At 68.6% G+C, this 16,392-nt stretch carries 17 protein-coding genes; 8 read left to right on the forward strand and 9 right to left on the reverse strand.

The genetic code is table 11. The features are described 5' to 3' along the window. Positions 1-2: 2 nt before the first annotated feature. Both HF877_RS15770 and trmB read right to left on the reverse strand, forming a co-directional pair. Positions 3-710, reverse strand: a complete 708-nt coding sequence (locus HF877_RS15770) for an NYN domain-containing protein (protein ID WP_169622127.1) — start codon at positions 708-710, stop codon at positions 3-5. Beyond that, positions 707-1,489, reverse strand: coding sequence for a tRNA (guanosine(46)-N7)-methyltransferase TrmB (trmB, locus tag HF877_RS15775; RefSeq protein WP_206037209.1), 783 nt, complete (start codon positions 1,487-1,489; stop codon positions 707-709). Before trmB ends, HF877_RS15770 begins: the two co-directional genes overlap by 4 nt. Before the next feature lie 213 nt (positions 1,490-1,702). Between trmB and HF877_RS15780 the strand changes: the two genes are divergently transcribed. From HF877_RS15780 to HF877_RS15795, 4 genes are all read left to right on the forward strand, one after another. Further along, a complete protein-coding gene (locus tag HF877_RS15780) occupies positions 1,703-2,293 on the forward strand; it encodes a hypothetical protein (protein ID WP_169622129.1) in 591 nt (196 codons plus the stop codon). Further along, positions 2,290-3,738: a hypothetical protein gene (locus tag HF877_RS15785; RefSeq protein ID WP_206037182.1), complete on the forward strand. Its 1,449-nt coding sequence runs from the start codon at positions 2,290-2,292 to the stop codon at positions 3,736-3,738. Before HF877_RS15780 ends, HF877_RS15785 begins: the two co-directional genes overlap by 4 nt. Before the next feature lie 28 nt (positions 3,739-3,766). Then, the gene (locus HF877_RS15790; protein ID WP_169622130.1) at positions 3,767-4,081 is read left to right on the forward strand and encodes a DUF6802 family protein; all 315 of its coding nucleotides are present in this window, start codon (positions 3,767-3,769) and stop codon (positions 4,079-4,081) included. Positions 4,082-4,356: 275 nt separating this feature from the next. Next, complete coding sequence (locus tag HF877_RS15795; protein ID WP_169622131.1) at positions 4,357-6,189, forward strand: phosphoenolpyruvate carboxykinase (GTP); 1,833 nt, start codon at positions 4,357-4,359, stop codon at positions 6,187-6,189. A gap of 89 nt (positions 6,190-6,278) precedes the next feature. Here HF877_RS15795 and HF877_RS15800 read toward each other — a convergent pair whose 3' ends face one another. Together HF877_RS15800 and HF877_RS15805 are read right to left on the reverse strand one after the other, a co-directional pair. Beyond that, positions 6,279-6,755: a VOC family protein gene (locus tag HF877_RS15800; protein ID WP_169622132.1), complete on the reverse strand. Its 477-nt coding sequence runs from the start codon at positions 6,753-6,755 to the stop codon at positions 6,279-6,281. A 78-nt stretch (positions 6,756-6,833) separates the two neighbouring features. After that, entirely contained in the window at positions 6,834-7,166 is a 333-nt protein-coding gene (locus HF877_RS15805) for a hypothetical protein (RefSeq protein WP_169622133.1), read from the reverse strand. Between the two features lie 220 nt (positions 7,167-7,386). Between HF877_RS15805 and cysK the strand changes: the two genes are divergently transcribed. Further along, the gene (gene cysK / locus HF877_RS15810) at positions 7,387-8,319 is read left to right on the forward strand and encodes a cysteine synthase A (RefSeq protein ID WP_169622134.1); all 933 of its coding nucleotides are present in this window, start codon (positions 7,387-7,389) and stop codon (positions 8,317-8,319) included. A 4-nt stretch (positions 8,320-8,323) separates the two neighbouring features. After that, entirely contained in the window at positions 8,324-8,905 is a 582-nt protein-coding gene (gene epsC / locus HF877_RS15815) for a serine O-acetyltransferase EpsC (RefSeq protein ID WP_169622135.1), read from the forward strand. A 120-nt stretch (positions 8,906-9,025) separates the two neighbouring features. Here the strand turns inward: epsC and HF877_RS15820 are convergent, their stop codons facing one another. Then, entirely contained in the window at positions 9,026-10,474 is a 1,449-nt protein-coding gene (locus HF877_RS15820) for an aldehyde dehydrogenase (protein ID WP_169622136.1), read from the reverse strand. A gap of 242 nt (positions 10,475-10,716) precedes the next feature. Here HF877_RS15820 and HF877_RS15825 point away from each other — a divergent pair, with 242 nt between their 5' ends. Further along, complete coding sequence (locus tag HF877_RS15825; RefSeq protein WP_169622137.1) at positions 10,717-11,112, forward strand: hypothetical protein; 396 nt, start codon at positions 10,717-10,719, stop codon at positions 11,110-11,112. A 5-nt stretch (positions 11,113-11,117) separates the two neighbouring features. Here HF877_RS15825 and HF877_RS15830 read toward each other — a convergent pair whose 3' ends face one another. The 3 genes from HF877_RS15830 to HF877_RS15840 form a co-directional block, all read right to left on the reverse strand. Further along, the gene (locus HF877_RS15830; RefSeq protein ID WP_169622138.1) at positions 11,118-11,546 is read right to left on the reverse strand and encodes a CBS domain-containing protein; all 429 of its coding nucleotides are present in this window, start codon (positions 11,544-11,546) and stop codon (positions 11,118-11,120) included. An 81-nt stretch (positions 11,547-11,627) separates the two neighbouring features. Beyond that, positions 11,628-12,515 (reverse strand): ROK family protein, encoded by an 888-nt coding sequence (locus HF877_RS15835; protein WP_169622139.1) that lies wholly within the window; start codon positions 12,513-12,515, stop codon positions 11,628-11,630. Between the two features lie 43 nt (positions 12,516-12,558). Then, the gene (locus tag HF877_RS15840) at positions 12,559-13,314 is read right to left on the reverse strand and encodes a class I SAM-dependent methyltransferase (RefSeq protein WP_169622200.1); all 756 of its coding nucleotides are present in this window, start codon (positions 13,312-13,314) and stop codon (positions 12,559-12,561) included. A 174-nt stretch (positions 13,315-13,488) separates the two neighbouring features. Between HF877_RS15840 and HF877_RS15845 the strand changes: the two genes are divergently transcribed. Then, positions 13,489-14,691, forward strand: a complete 1,203-nt coding sequence (locus tag HF877_RS15845) for a glycosyltransferase family 4 protein (protein ID WP_169622140.1) — start codon at positions 13,489-13,491, stop codon at positions 14,689-14,691. Here HF877_RS15845 and HF877_RS15850 read toward each other — a convergent pair. Continuing rightward, positions 14,629-16,374, reverse strand: coding sequence for a hypothetical protein (locus tag HF877_RS15850; protein WP_240952514.1), 1,746 nt, complete (start codon positions 16,372-16,374; stop codon positions 14,629-14,631). The genes HF877_RS15845 and HF877_RS15850 overlap by 63 nt on opposite strands. Positions 16,375-16,392 lie beyond the last annotated feature (18 nt).

The raw sequence follows: 16,392 nt of genomic DNA on the forward strand, positions 1-16,392 counted from the left end.
TCCTATTCGGCGACGCTCTTGCGCCCCACGAGGAGGGCGGACAGCGGTCGGAACGGCTGCAGCCAGGCTCCTTCGTCGGGCAGCGATTCCAGGCTGACGCGGGGCAGCGGTTCACGGAACACCCCGGGGATGTCCTCGAGATCGACGAAGTCGAGGATCTCGGACGTGACCGCCCAGCTGGCGTGCTCGCGGAAACCCAGCACCTGCACCGCGATGCCCGCAGCTGCGAGCTCTTCGAGAGGTTCGCGGAACGCCTGCCCGTCCGCCGACGCCACCATGACGCCGGCAAGGCCGCCACGCCGGCGCAACTCGATGTGCTCGAGCATATCGGAGTCGACGTCGCTGTCCTCGTCGATCTTGGGCTTGGCGAACACCGCGAAGCCCACATTGCGCAGGGCTTCCACCCACGGGCGCACCACGTCGGCGCTGCCCGGGGCGATGTTGGTGAAGACCGTCGCCTCGGGTTCGAGCGGAGTACCGGTCCGGCGGGACAGATCGGCGGTGCGGCCGAGAAGCCAGCGGCCGAGTGCGTCGAACCGGGGACGGTATGCGGCGGTGGGCCGGCCGCCGAGGATGGCGCCGAGACCCATATCGAGGTTGGGAGCATCCCACACGAGAAGGACACGACCGGGCTGGTCGCTGCCGCCGACAGGCCCGCTGTCGATGGCGGTGGGGTCGGTCGTATCGGACAGCTCTTCGTGGACGCTCATGCTCCGATCTTCCCCCAGACCATTTCGGCGATGGTGCTGCCCACCTGGTGGGCCTTCCCCTCGAACTTGGTCACGGGTCGCTCGAGGCTGATCGGCGACTCCCCCGACAGGGGCTTCAGCAGCGGCTCGGCGTCTCCGGTTTCCCGGATCGCTTCGGCGTATTCGGCGTGGTCGGTGGCGACATGCAGCACACCGCCGGGCACGAGGCGATCGGCGATCAGGGAGAAGGTGGGGGCCTGCAGCAGCCGGCGCTTGTGGTGCCGGGCCTTGGGCCACGGGTCCGGAAAGAAGACCCGCACCCCGGTCAGCGATCCGGGAGCAACCATCTTCTCGAGCACCTCCACGGCGTCGCCGCGCAGGATGCGCAGGTTCGTGACCGGGGAGTCGGTGTCGAGGGTGCGCTCGATGCGCTGCAGTGTCTGGGCGAGGCCGGGCCGGTAGACCTCGACGGCGATCAGATTCACGTCGGGTTCGGCCCGCGCCATCGAGACGGCGGCGGTTCCCGTTCCGGATCCGATCTCGAGCACCACGGGTGCCGAACGCCCGAACCACGCGTCGATGTCGAGCTGGTCGTCGCCGACGTCCCGGCCGAGCTGGGGCCAGAGCCGGTCCCACGTCAGCTGCTGGGGTTCGGTCAACGCTCCCCGTCGGGACCGGAAGCTCGTCACCCTCGGGTAGAGGCGATTCCCGCGGGTGGGCTGCTCGTCGAGCAGCTCGGTCGTGTCTTGATCGGCGTCGTTCACCCGACCATTGTCACGTATCCGGCGAGTGGGTGGCAGGAGTGACGGAAGGGACCACAGTGTTTTCTCAGGCTTGCACCGGGATTTTCAGGGTCTGAGCCTCGTTTACCCGGGATTTTGCACAGTTTTCCGGCCCGCGGTCGCTTTTCTTCCCACCGAGATCCCCTCACATTCTCAGAATTGCGTCGAGGGTTACCCCTGCACGACAGGGTGTCTTCTGACACAATCCGCGCCGACGATCGGGGGATGTCGATGACGGGGGACCTCTGGCACCGGCTCGCAGGAGACGTGGAGCGCGTCGACAGCGTCGCCGGCCGCGCTCTGCACGCCGTGGTGCGCGACCGCGCCGCACCGCTGCGGATCCAGGTTGCCGGACGAGTCGGCACCGGATTCCGGTCCGTACGGGACGCCGTCCGGGCCTCGGCCGGTGCCGACGGCACCGTCGAGGTCGAGAGTGTGGCCGTCGACGTGCCGGACACAGCCGATCCCGTGTTCGACGGGGACGTCGTCGTCTACGCCGTGCCGGTCCGGCTCGATCCCGCGTCCGTGCATCCCGCCGACCGGTCCGCTCTGTCTCACATCGACGCACGACGTGTCGTCGTGGTGGTCGCCGGCGGCACGGTCGAACATGTCGATCCGATCGCCGCGACACTCGGCCTCGGCGCGTTCGCCGTCGGTGATCCCGCGCTCACCGACGCGATTGCCGCACGACTGGCCGCGGCCTCTCGTCTCCGCGACGAGCACCTCGTGCGGGTGGTCGCGGGGATCGCCGCCACTCCCGCCGCCCGCGACCTGATCGAGGCGGCACTCGACGCGGCGAACCTCTCGCGCCGGGTCTCATGACGACCGGTGCCGACGATGTGGTGCGCCGCTGGAACCCCCGGGGCTGGGCGCGGCTCCACGAACCTTCGTCGCGGGCCGTGCGTGTCGTGGGTCTCGCGGGCTCGGGAGTCGGAGCACTGTGCGGTGAACTCGGCCGGCTCGGCGGTGTGGACGTGGTCCGCGACGGGCCGGCGTCGGTGGTGCTGGTGGTGTTCGACGCGTCGGCGGTGATCGGTCGCACCGAACTGGAGATGATCGCCGACGCCGCCGCCGACGCGACCGAGGTGGTGTGCGCCCTGACCGGTACGGACCGGTATCCGGGGTGGCGCACGGTGCGCGACCGCGATGTCGCCCTGTTGCACCGGCACGCGACGTACCTCCCGCGCGTCACCGTCCTCCCGGTGTCGGCGGAGATGTCGCGCCGCGCACGGGAGGTCGGCGGCGACGCGGGTTCGGTGCTGTTGCTGGAAACCGGAATCGTCGAGCTACGCGATGTGCTCGCCGCAGCGGTCGATTCCGCGAGCGACCCGCGACGTGCGCGCGGAGCTGTCGTGTCCCAGACCCGCCGCATGATCTACGACGAGGTGGACGCGCTGCGTGCCGGTGACGACACAGCCGGTCTCCGCGCCGAGCGGCAACGACTGGCGCTGACACCCATGCCCGCGGCCCCACCGGACCTCCAGCGCGTGCGGGTCGAACTACTCCAGGACGTCGCAAAGGAGATCCGGGGAGTGGCCGCGTCGATCCGTGATGTGCTCGACGACACCGGACGGCCCGCCGACGACGTGGCCGGTGCACTGGACGCACACCTCGAGGGAGTGCGCGCCCGCCTCGCCGCCGCTCTCGCCTCACGGGCCGGCGCGGCGCTGCACGACAGCGACGGAAGACCGCCCGAGTGGACACGTTCACCGCTGCCGGAGCCCGCGCGCACCTTCGAGGACCGGCTGACACTGGTCGTCGGCGCATCGGCCGGTGCGGGCCTCGGGCGGCTGCTCGTCACCCCGTTCGGTGAGATCCCCGGCGTGGCGGTGGTGGCCGTCGCACTCGGCGGTGCAGTCCCGGCGGGATGGTGGCTCGTTCACGCGCGGCGCCGGATCGCGCACCGCGAACGCGTGCGGCGCTGGGTCGGTGAAGAGCTGGCGACCGCCCGTGCCGACCTCGAGGCATGGGTGCGCGCGTGCACTTACGAGGTGGAGTCACGCGTCCTTTCGGCGGCTCGGAGCGCACACGACGCACAGACGAGCCGACGGCGGGAACGCGTCTCCGCGCTCGACGAGGAGATAGGACGGCTCACCGGCGAAAGGCGCGCGCGAATTGCGGCGTGCGAGCGGGACCTCGCGGCGCTCGGGCAGCCCAGGGAACCGGGAGGGCGTCCGGTGCGTCGAACCGATCGAACGGCGAATCGGCCGGGAGCGACCGTGCCGGGGATGGGGGATCGATCGGATGATGGAAACGTTTCCGGGTGACGACAGCCCGAGTGGGCCGAGGACCGACGTGTTCGACCCGGTGGCCGCGTCCGTCTGGGCAGACGGAACGGAACCCGCCGCGGATCTGGACGGGGACGGAATCTACGACACGGTGATCTTCGGCAGCGAGGTGTTCGACAGCGGCCTGTCCGCAGGTGGAGCTCTGATCGTCGCCACCGATACCGACCTCGACGGGCACACCGACAGGCTCACCGCTGTGGAGGACGACGGCGACTACGGCGTGTGGGAGTTACACCGCGACCTCGACGGAACAACACGCTGGACACGCGTCGACCACGGTAATCTGGAAGGCGATGTGGATCACGAAAACGGTGGCGAGTGAGCGCCACCGTCTGTACGTGGGGGTAGGTGAAGGTATTCTGCGCGCTCTCTGAATCGTTCATGTGACATTTCCGACCGGCCCCGAGTGTTACCGGTAGGACATCCACAGTTAGCCTCTACGAATAGGACTTCCGGCGCCCGCTTCGCCGTCCGGCCACGGATGAAGCTGGTGGTACCCCTGCCGAGAGGGGAAAAGCCCGGGTCTGCCACTGTCCCTGCGTCATCGGCGCAGGTCGGGGGAGGGATCCGGTTCCGGGCACACCCCAGGAGAGTTTGATGACCTCAGCGACCATTCCCGGTTTGAACGGTACCGACGACAAGCTCCCGACCCAGCATGCCGAGCTGCTTGCCTGGGTCCAGGAGGTTGCCGAGCTCACCCAGCCCGATCGCGTCGTGTGGGCCGACGGATCCGACGAGGAATGGGACCGGCTGACCGCTCAACTGGTCGAGGCGGGAACGTTCACCCGTCTCAACGACGAGAAGAAGCCGAACTCGTTCCTCGCCAACTCCGACCCGTCGGATGTGGCGCGTGTCGAGTCCCGCACCTACATCTGCACCGAGGACGAGATCGGCGCTGGCCCCACGAACAACTGGATGGCGCCGGACGAGATGCGCGCCCTCATGACGGAGCTGTACCGCGGCTGCATGCGCGGACGCACGCTCTTCGTGGTGCCCTTCTGCATGGGTCCGCTCGGTGCCGACGACCCGAAGCTCGGCGTCGAGCTCACGGACTCGGAGTACGTCGCCGTCTCCATGCGGATCATGACCCGCATGGGCACCGCCGCCCTCGAGAAGCTGGGCACCGACCGCCCCTTCGTGAAGGCGCTGCACTCCGTCGGTGCGCCCCTCGAAGCCGGACAGCAGGATGTCGCGTGGCCGTGCAACGACACGAAGTACATCACCCACTTCCCGGAAACCCGCGAGATCTGGAGCTTCGGTTCCGGCTACGGCGGCAATGCGCTCCTCGGTAAGAAGTGCTACTCGCTGCGCATCGCGTCGGCCATGGCCCACGACGAGGGCTGGCTCGCCGAGCACATGCTCATCCTCAAGCTGATCTCCCCCGAGAACAAGCCTTACTACGTGGCCGCGGCCTTCCCGTCGGCATGCGGTAAGACCAACCTCGCGATGATCCAGCCGACCATTCCGGGCTGGCGTGCCGAGACCCTCGGCGACGACATCGCCTGGATGCGCTTCGGCGAAGACGGCCGCCTCTACGCGGTGAACCCCGAGTTCGGTTTCTTCGGTGTCGCACCGGGCACGAGCGCCGACTCCAACCCCAACGCGATGGCCACGATCGAGGCCGGCAACACCATCTACACCAACGTTGCCAAGACCGACGACGGCGACATCTGGTGGGAGGGCATCGGCGGCGAGACCCCGTCGCACCTGACCGACTGGCTCGGTAACGACTGGACGCCCGAGTCCGGCACCAAGGCCGCGCACCCGAACTCGCGGTACTGCACCCCGATGTCGCAGTGCCCGATCCTCGCCCCGGAGTGGGACGACCCGCAGGGTGTGCCGATCTCCGCGATCCTGTTCGGTGGACGTCGCAAGACGACCGTTCCGCTGGTGAGCGAGTCCTTCGACTGGCAGCACGGCACCTTCCTCGGCGCGACCCTGTCGTCGGAGCAGACCGCTGCCGCCGAGGGCACGGTCGGAACCGTCCGCCGCGACCCGATGGCGATGCTGCCGTTCCTCGGCTACAACGCCGGTGATTACCTGAACCACTGGATCAACCTGGGTAAGAACGCCGACGAGACCAAGCTCCCGAAGATCTTCTACGTGAACTGGTTCCGTCGCGGCGAAGACGGCCGCTTCCTGTGGCCCGGTTTCGGCGAGAACTCGCGCGTCCTGAAGTGGATCGTGGACCGTATCGAGCACAAGGCTGACGCGCAGTCCACGCCGATCGGCTACGTGCCGACCGCCGCCGACCTGACCCTCGACGGACTCGACGTCGAGACCGCCGATGTCGACGAGGCACTGAAAGTCGACGTCGAGGAGTGGAAGCAGGAACTTCCCCTCATCGAGGAGTGGTTCGAGTTCCTCGGCGAGAAGGTGCCGTCGGGTATCCGTGACGAGTTCGAGGCACTGAAGCAGCGCCTCGGCTGAGTCGCTTCCCCCAGAAGACAGTTCACGCCGGATGCCGCGTGAGATCGGTTCGACCGATCTCATGCGGCATCCGGCTTTCCGGCCCTGTATCAGGCGTCTTGCGTGGCAGACCACTCGTCGAGCCGGCGCTTGGCTTCGGCGGGAGACACGTCTTCCACCCGCGTCATGATCGCCCAGCGGTGGCCGAAAGGATCGAGGATCGACGCGAACCGGTCTCCGGTGACGAACGTCGACGGTTCTTCGAACACGCGGGCGCCGAGTTCGACCGCCCGGGCGAACGTGGCATCGACGTCGGAGCAGTACAGGACGTAGGAGTGGTCGACCTGCTCGGTGCCGTCGGGTGCGCGCAGGCCCATCTCGGGATGCGGGTCGCTCAGTTGCAGCCGCCCGTGGCCGAAGTCGAGCTCCGCATGCAGCACGGTCCCGTCGGGACCGTCCATACGGTCGACGAGCACCGCGCCGAAGGTGTCGCGGTAGTAGTCGATGGCGCGTGCTCCGTCCTCCACGACAAGGAACGGGGTCAGCGTGGTGTAGCCGTCCGGAATCGGTTTCATCGCCTTGGTCATGCACGCCAGTGTCGACTCGAGCGCCACGCGAGTATTGAACGAACCCGACGGGCACTCGTACTGCTCGCCGACTGCGGGTCAGGGCTTGCCGCGTTTCGGCGTCTGCTCGGCGACACCGTGCCGCAGCGGTGTGTTGTCGTCGGGTGAGCTCGACGGGTCCACCGGCGACCCACCCGAGGCGCCGTCGACAGGTGGCGCGTGGGAAGGGTCGCCGCCTGTCGGCTCGGCACCGCCGGCGAGCTCGTCGAGCCGGGCGGTGAGCACCTCGAGGAAGTTCGGACGGTTCTGGTTGCCGCGCTCGTAATCGACGAGTGCCTGCAGTTGATCCTCGGTCAGCGCCCGGATGCGCGGAGCAAGTGTGCCGGGCGCGAGTTGGTCGTAATCGGGGACGGGAAGTTGCTGATCGGTCATGTTGCTGCTGTACCCGTGTGCGGGCGGGCAAACCGTCCGGAACGGCTCACGTCGACGGACAGTGCAGGACGACGTACTTGCCCTTCGGGAATAATGCCGACTAGCGGATACGTTCGTACTTCGATGGGACCTCCGCGTCCGCATGCGGCGACGGGATGGTGCAATAGACCACAAGCTAGATCGATACGGCCGCAGCAGTGGCCACGAGGAGGACTCCACCATGGGGATCTACAACAATGTGACCGAGCTGGTCGGCCGCACGCCGATCGTGCGCCTGAACCGGCTGACCGAGGACGCCGGTGCGACCGTCGCCGCGAAGCTGGAGTTCTACAACCCGGCGAACAGCGTCAAGGACCGCATCGGTGTCGCGATCATCGACGCTGCCGAGCAGTCGGGTGAGCTCGCGCCCGGCGGCACGATCGTCGAGGGTACGTCCGGCAACACGGGTATCGCGCTCGCCATGGTGGGCGCTGCGCGTGGCTACAACGTCATCCTGACGATGCCGGAGACGATGTCGACCGAGCGTCGCGTCATGCTCCGCGCCTACGGAGCGCAGATCGTGCTCACCCCGGGTTCCGAGGGCATGAAGGGTGCGGTCGCCAAGGCCGAGGAGATCGTGGCGAACACGGAGAACGCGATCCTCGCGCGCCAATTCGGCAACCCCGCCAACCCGGCGATCCACGAGCGCACCACCGGTGAAGAGGTCTGGAACGACACCGATGGTGCCGTCGACATCTTCGTCGCGGGCATCGGTACCGGCGGCACCCTCACGGGCGTCGGCCGCACCCTCAAGGCGCGCAAGCCCGACGTGAAGATCGTCGGTGTCGAGCCCGCCGATTCGCCGATCCTCACCGGCGGTGAGCCCGGACCGCACAAGATCCAGGGCATCGGCGCGAACTTCGTCCCCGACGTTCTCGATCGCGAGATCTACGACGAGATCATCGACGTCAAGTTCAACGACGCCATCGACGTCGCCCGCCGTCTGGGCACCGAGGAAGGCATCCTCGGCGGCATCTCGGCCGGTGCCAACGTGTGGGCTGCACTCGAGATCGCGAAGCGCCCGGAGAACGCCGGCAAGCTGATCGTCGTCGTCGTGCCCGACTTCGGCGAGCGCTACATCTCCACCCCGCTGTTCGAGCACATCCGGGACTGATTCCGTGCTCGGTATTCTCCGCACCGTTCGTGAAGATCTGCAGGCTGCGCGCGGACAGGACCCGGCCGCGCGCAGCAACGCGGAGAACGCAATCGTCTATTCCGGCTTGCACGCGATCTGGTCGCACCGGATCGCCCACAAGATGTGGGCGGTGCCTGCCCTGCGTGGCCCCGCTCGGGTTCTCGCGCAGTTCACCCGGTTTCTCACTGGCATCGAGATCCACCCGGGGGCGACGATCGGGCGGCGCTTCTTCATCGATCACGGGATGGGCGTCGTCATCGGTGAGACGGCGGAGATCGGCGACGACGTCATGCTGTACCACGGCGTGACGCTCGGGGGTCGGGCGCTCGTCAAGCGCAAGCGCCACCCAACGCTGGGTAACCGCGTGACTGTCGGAGCCGGGGCGAAGATCCTCGGACCCGTCGTCATCGGGGACGACAGTGCGGTCGGCGCGAACGCCGTCGTCACGCACGACGTGCCGCCCGATTCCGTCGCGACCGGCATTCCGGCGACCGTGCGGTCGCGGCGGCAGCACGAGCCGCTCGTCGATCCGACGACGTTCATCGATCCCGCGATGTACATCTGACTGCTGCTTCGGTTTCCGCTGAAGCGAGAAGGGTGGCACCCGGTCTTCCGACCGAGTGCCACCCTTCTGCTGTGCGCAGTGTCGCGCGGATCAATCCTGTCCGGATCGACCCTGTGCGGATCAGTCCTGGTATCCGGGCGGGTAGAGAACAGACTTGGTCTCGCAGAACGCCTCGAGGCCTTCCGGCCCGTTCTCGCGTCCGATGCCCGAGTTCTTGTACCCGCCGAAGGGCGAACCGGGATCGAATGCGTACCAGTTGATTCCGTACGTGCCGGTGCGCACGCGCGACGCGATGTCCAGGCCCTTCTCCACATCGGTGGTGTACACCGACCCTGCCAGCCCGTAGTCGGAGTCGTTGGCGATCTTCACGGCCTCGTCGACGCTGTCGTAGGGCAGCACGCACAGGACGGGACCGAAGATCTCCTCGCGGGCGATCGTCATGGAATTGTCGACGTCGGCGAAGACGGTGGGCTCGACGAAGTATCCCGTGTCGAGTCCGGCGGGGCGGCCGCCGCCGAGAACGAGGCGCGCGCCTTCTTCGAGGCCCTTGGCGATGTACCCCTCGACACGTTCACGCTGCTTGGCGGAGATCAGTGGGCCGAGCTGTGCGCTGTCGTCGGACGGCGGCCCGACGGGGAAGAACGCTGCGGTGGCGACGATCTTCTCGACGACTTCGTCGTACCGGGATCGCGGCGCCAGGATCCGGGTCTGGCCGACACATGCCTGTCCGGTGTTCATCAGGCCCGACATCACGAGCATCGCGATGGTGGAGTCGAGATCGGCGTCCTCGAGGATGATGGCCGCGGACTTGCCGCCGAGTTCGAGTGAGCACCGCTTGAGGTTGCGTGCGGCGATCTCGCCGATGTGCTTGCCCACGGCCGTCGAACCGGTGAAGGTGATCTTGTCGAGATCGGGGTGCGAGACGAGGTACTCGCCGGTCTCGGCGCCACCGGGGACCACCGACAGGACACCCTCGGGAAGCCCTGCCTCCGTGAAGATCTCCGCGACGACGTTGACTGCCAAGGGAGATTCAGGTGCGGGCTTGAGGACCACGCTGCAGCCCGCGAGCAGGGCGGGGCCGAGCTTGTTGGCGCACAGGAACAAAGGCACGTTCCAGGCGATGACGGCGCCGACGACGCCGACGGGCTCACGGGTGACACGCGAGCGGCCGAACGAACCGGTCCGCTCGTCGGTCCACTGGAACGTCTCGGCAAGTCCTGCATAGTAATTGAGCGTCGCGAGCGACGGCGTCATCTGCATCATCTGGACCGAGGCGGCAGGCTGCCCCATTTCGGACGAGACGAGCGACGCGAGGTCGGCGGCGCGTTCTTCCATCAGCTTCGCGGCCTTCGCGATGACCTGGCCGCGTTCGGCCGGGGACATGCGGGGCCACGGCCCGTCGTCGAACGCGCGGCGAGCGGCGGCGACTGCGGCGTCGACGTCCTCGGGTCCTGCGACGGGAACCGATCCGACGCGTTCCTCCGTGGCAGGGGAGAACACCTCGAGCTTCTCGTCGGTCGACGGTTCCACCCAATGCCCGCCGATGAACAACTTGTCGTAGTCGGTCATGTCCGCTTCCTCACCAGTTGCTGTTCGCTCATGTAAAGGCAGGTTCGTGGTTCGGTGCCGACGATCCCGCGGCCCACCTGTGACCTCGAACACTAGAACAGGTTACAGGTTTTTGGAAAGAGTGCGGGCGACCGGTGGCGGGAAACCGTTGTGATGACCACACTGGAGAGTGCCTGGGGTCACGCGACGGACGGTCACGGGCCATGACGCTCGGTCACGGGCCAACGGTCAGGAGACAAACAATGGCGGAGAACAACCCCTTCGGATTCGATCCGGACGACCTCGACCGCGTGGTCCGTGAAGCCGGGGAGGAGCTACGACAGCTCAAGGACCGGGTGCTGTCGTTCCTCGACGCACCGGAACAGCCGCGCTCCCCTCGGAGCGCACCCACGCCCGAGACGACGGGCGACACCGGAGCCGGTGTGTGGGTCGTCTACAACTGCGACGAGGACGGCGTGGTGCGCGTCGACCAGGTCTACCCCGCCGAACTCGACGCACTGCGTGCGCTCAAGGGCAACACGGATCCGACCAGATCGGTGCGGTTCCTGCCGTACGGGATGAGCGTGAGCGTCCTCGACAGGCCGGACATGACCGCGTCGGACGACGAGACGGAGACCGCCGAGGACTCCGGCCTGTAACGGGCTCAACCTCGGTGGATGTACGACTCGAGCTGGTCGCGCTCGGCTTCGAGTTCGTCGAGGCGGCTCTTGACCACGTCGCCGATGCTGACGATGCCGACGAGGCGGCCGTCCTCGACCACGGGTAGGTGACGCACCCGCCTCGAGGTCATGGTTTCGGCGAGACTGTCCACCGTGTCGGTGGGCAGGCAGGTCGTCACGTCGGTGGTCATGAGGTTCCGCGCCTGATCGGCGAGGATGGACGGCCCGCGGTGGTTGAGGCTGCGCACCACGTCGCGCTCGGTGATGATGCCGACCACCGCCCCGTCCTCGACGACGACCATCGCCCCGATGTTGTAGCGGGCGAAATCTCCGAGCAGCTCACAGATCGGCGTCTCGGGTGGGACGGTGCAGACTCCCGAACCCTTGTTCCGCAAAATCTCAGCAATCCGCATCCCGGTACCGCCGATCGATTCGCTGGAAGAGTGGTACGTCAGAGGGTAGGGCAGTCTCCCGCGCGCGCAGGACTTGGTTATCTAGTCGTGACCTGCGGCGAGGAGCGACGCGCCGGCCAGCGTGCCCAGTGCGCCGAGTTCGGCGGGCACGACGCGCACCTCGCGCAGGAAACCGAGGCGGGCATGCCGCGTCGTCGAGGCCAGCAACGGTCGCCACAGGTGCGTCCCGGACTGTGCGAATCCGCCACCGACCACAACGTGTGAGACATCCGCCAGGGCTACCGCCGATGCGATGACCTGGCCCAGCGCGGTTCCCGCGCGTTCGAGTGCGGCTGCCGCCACGCCGCTGCCTGCCTGTGCGTCGGCAGCGAGGGCGGTGCCGTCGGATCCTTCCCAGCCGTGCAGCCGCGCCCACCGCACCGCTGCCGGCCCGCTCGCGACGGTCTCGATACATCCGACCCCGCCGCACGCACACACCGCGGTGCCGTACGCCGAGACCATGTGCCCGATGTGGCCGGCGTTGCCGGTGCGGCCCGTGACGATCCGGCCGCCGAGCACCAGCCCGCCTCCGATGCCGGTACCGACGACGACGCCGAGCAGGTCGGCCACGCCGCGCCCGGCGCCGAAGCGCTGTTCGCCCAGCGCGGCGGCAGCTCCGTCCATCGCGAGCCGTACCCGGGCACCCGGGAACAGACTGCGGACCGCATCGGCCAGCGGGAACCCGCTCGCCCATTCGGTGATGTTGATGGGAAACACCGTGCCCCGCGCGGTGTCGACCGGGCCGGCCGCGGCGATCCCGACCGCCGTGACCGGTTCGGTGCCGGCGACCTCCCGCAACAACGCTGCGCACGTCTCCCACACCCCTGCGGCTGGCACGGGTACGGACTGCGGTTCGAGAGGTGTCGCGTCATCGGCGACGGTGGCCGCGGCAATTTTGGTGCCGCCGACGTCGAGTGCCAGTGCGGTCATACCGTGACCCTAGGGGATGCCTGCAGCAGGACCCACCGGGACGTCACCGGCGTTGCATCACGAGAACCAGGTTGCTCACAAGGATTTCGCGGATCCACGGCACCTTCACGAGCCACCACGCCCACCGCGGGTGATACCGCGGGAACGCGGCGAGCAGGGTGCCTTCGGTACTCGAGCGCGCCCAGCGCAGACCGTCGGCCGCTCCCACTTCGAACAGGGACTGCCCGTACCGGTTCTTCGGCTCGCGGCCGTGCTTGCGCGCATACCGGCGCGCCGCGTACTCACCGCCGAATGCGTGCCACGGCCCGGTCTCGTGGCCCCCGAAAGGTCCCCACCACAACGTGTAGGACAGCACCATCAACCCGCCCGGTCGCGTCACCCGCAACATCTCGTCGGCCATCACCCAGGGGGCCGGGACGTGCTCCGCGACATTCGACGAGAAGCACACATCCACCGACCCGTCCCGCAGCGGCAACGCCAGCCCCGACCCGCGGATCGCGCCGCCCACCCGGAGGCCCGCCGCGTGCATCTCGGACGGGTCCGGCTCGATCGGGACATAACGGGCCCCGACGGCGTTGAAGGCATCCGCGAAGTATCCGGGTCCGCCGCCGACGTCGACGACCGTCGTGCCGGCCAGCCCGGTGCCGGTCGCGCCGGTGTGCAGATCGCCGATCAGATCGACGGTGTCGCGGGCGAGCCCGCCGTAGAACTTGTCGGGCGCGGACTGCTCGAAACGGAAACTGCTCAGCAGGCCGGCCGACCGCCGCAGCGTCGCGCGTCGTGCGAAGAGCCGGGTCACGCTGGAGTCGGGCGCGGTCGGAGAAGGCACGTCGAGACACCTTAGTGTGAGGCCGGCGGACGCTCTCCATACCTATGGCGCGGCGTACCCGTTAGGGTGTTCGTTGTCATACCTAGGCCCTCCCGGGTCACACACCGGTCCCTTCGGGACGTCGCAAGATATTGGGGGCTCCGCGTGCAGGAGGTACTGCTGCTCTGCTGGCGTGACACCGGACACCCTCAAGGGGGTGGCAGTGAGCGGTACCTGGAGCAGGTAGGAGCCCAGCTCGCTGCGCGCGGTATCAAGGTCACGCTGCGTACCGCGTCGTATCCCGGTGCCCGCCGCCGCGACAGCGTGGACGGTATCGACATCAGTCGCGGTGGTGGCCGGCTGACGGTGTACCCCCGAGCGCTGGCCGCGATCCTGGCCGGCCGGTTCGGTGTCGGCCCGCTCGCCGGAATCCGGCCCGACGCTGTCATCGACACCCAGAACGGCATCCCGTTCTTCGCGCGGGTTGTCGCCGGCGCACCGGTCACCCTTCTCGTGCACCACTGCCACCGTGAGCAATGGCCCGTGGCGGGACGCCTGATGGCCAAGCTCGGCTGGTGGATCGAATCGTCGCTGTCACCGCGCGTGCATCGCCGCAACCAGTACCTCACGGTGTCCCTGCCGTCCGCCGACGAACTGCGCGCGCTCGGCGTCGACCGGGAGCGCATCGCGGTGGTGCGCAACGGCGCCGACGCGATACCTGCCGGGGTCGCACCCGGCGACGACCACACCCGTACCGAGCACCCGAGCCTGTGTGTGCTGTCGCGGCTCGTACCGCACAAGCAGATCGAAGATGCGCTCGGTGCTGTCGCGGCGCTGCGTGGCCGAATCCCCGGTCTGCATCTCGATGTCATCGGCGGCGGATGGTGGGAGCAGAATTTGCGCGACGCCGCCGCAGACCTCGGGATCGCGGACGCGGTGACGTTCCACGGCCACGTCCCGGAGGATCGCAAGCACGAACTCCTCTCCCGCGCATGGCTCCACGTCATGCCCTCCCGCAAGGAAGGGTGGGGTCTGGCGGTGGTCGAAGCCGCCCAGCACGGTGTGCCCACCATCGGTTACCGGAGTTCGAAGGGCCTGACCGATTCCATCATCGACGGGGTGACCGGGTTGCTCGTCGACTCCCCGGCCGAGTTGACCGATGCCGTCGCCGACCTTCTCGAGGACCGCGGGCGCCTGCGTCAACTCGGTGCGAAGGCACGCATCCGGGCCGGGGAGTTCTCGTGGGAGGCGACCGGCGACGGAGTGTTCGACGTGCTTGCCGGTACCACCCGTGGTCAGCCTGTATCAGGACTGTTTCCGAGGACGGGCGAACCGCTGCACCAGCACGCCCACCACGCCGCAGGCTGAGAGCAGCAGCCACACCACGTGTGCCGCGATAGCGGATGTGCGGTGCGGCGACGCGTCGGTGGTCACGCCGTCCACGCGGTAGAGACTCAGATCGTCGTCGCTGTAGACCGGCTCGAGCGCGGCCAGAGTCCGCTGCGACTCGCCCCGATCTCCGGGGGTGCGGTGCTCGACGAGCACCCAGCCCACCCCCTCCGCGGCGAGCGTGTCGGGACCGGCGCCGGTGAGCAGGAGTCGTTCCACTTCCTCCGCGCGGTGCCCCTCGCCGGCCACCGTGCCCCCGGCCACCAGCAGGGTCCCGGTCTGCAACACGTCCGCGCGCACCATGCGCGGAGCCGGATCCAGCACGGCGGCCGGACCGGCGAAATCGAAGATCCGGAACATGCCACCGGGGAGCACGGCCACGTCGCCGTCGCGTGCGGTCACGTACTCGGTGACCTTCTGCCACCCGTCCGGGTAGCGAGCGGGACGGACCTGCCCGGAGACGCCCCATGCGAGATCAGGCAGTGCGAGGACGAGTCCCGCGACCACCACGGCCGCCCAGATCGGGTCCGGTCCGGAGAATCGACGTTGTAGTGCCCCGACGCCCGCTGCTGCGGCGAGCGCGTAGCCGGGCATCGCCACCGCCACCCACTTCTGGGTGTCCCGGAGCAGCCCCACGCCGGGCACGTTCGCCATCGACCATTCGCCGGCTGCGAGTCCCGGGCCGGTCGCGGCCAGGGCCGGTCCGAGCACTGCGACCGCGGCGAGCACACCAGCGGCGACGACCACGGGATGACGACGACGTCGCCACAGCGCCGGCACACCGCACGCGACGATGCCGAGCAGCAGCAACGTGCCGACGAGCGCCCACGGGGTGGTGCGGGAGCCCGGCACGGCATCGCCGTTCCAGATGCCGCCGAGTCCCGCGAGGGAACCGAGGGTGCCGAGGAGTGGTTCTGCCCGCGCGGCGAACGCACGCACACCGGCCGGGTCGGCTTCGGTTCCTCCACCGGCCAGGAGAGTGGCGGTGAGCCACGGCAGCGACGCAAGGACGGTGAAGGCAACGGCTCCCGCCACCCGCACGACCGTCGAACTGCGGCCCCCGGGCACAACCAGAACGGCGAGTGTCACCACGGCAGCGAGCAGCACCCCGGTGGGTGTCAGCCCGGCCGCTGCCAGGCACACCGCCAGCGCGGGCCATCCACCGCGCTGCCGACGCCGGATCGACACGGCCGCGCATATCGCCCAGGGCAGCGCTGCGTATCCGGCGAGCAGGCTCCAATGGCCTTGCAGCAGGCGCTCCGTTACATAGGGATTCCAGATGGCGACCGTCGCCGCCACCACTTGGGCTGCCACCCCGGCCCGCGGCAGAACGACGGCCACGAGGCGTGCCGCTCCCCATCCCGCCGCCCACACCGACAGTGCGAGGATCGCGCTCACCGCGACCCCACCGTCCATCACCGTGGTCACCCACGCGAGCAGCGCATCCTGGGGGACCGCGCGGGCTGCCGCGTCGGACAGCCCGAGAGACGAGTCGGTGAGGAAAGACCGCGGCGTGCTCACCGCGTCGCGCAGGAGCAGGTAACCGGGTGAGGTGAGGAGCGGGCCGAGCACGACGAACGTCAGGAGCAGCGACCACAGTGCCGGCACCGACCGCACCGGCAACACCGGTGCGACCGACCGCGAGGACACCGGCGTCAGCATGGCGGCAGAATACGGGGT

It is taken from the genome of Rhodococcus sp. BL-253-APC-6A1W (assembly GCF_012843405.1).
GTDB lineage: Bacteria > Actinomycetota > Actinomycetes > Mycobacteriales > Mycobacteriaceae > Rhodococcus.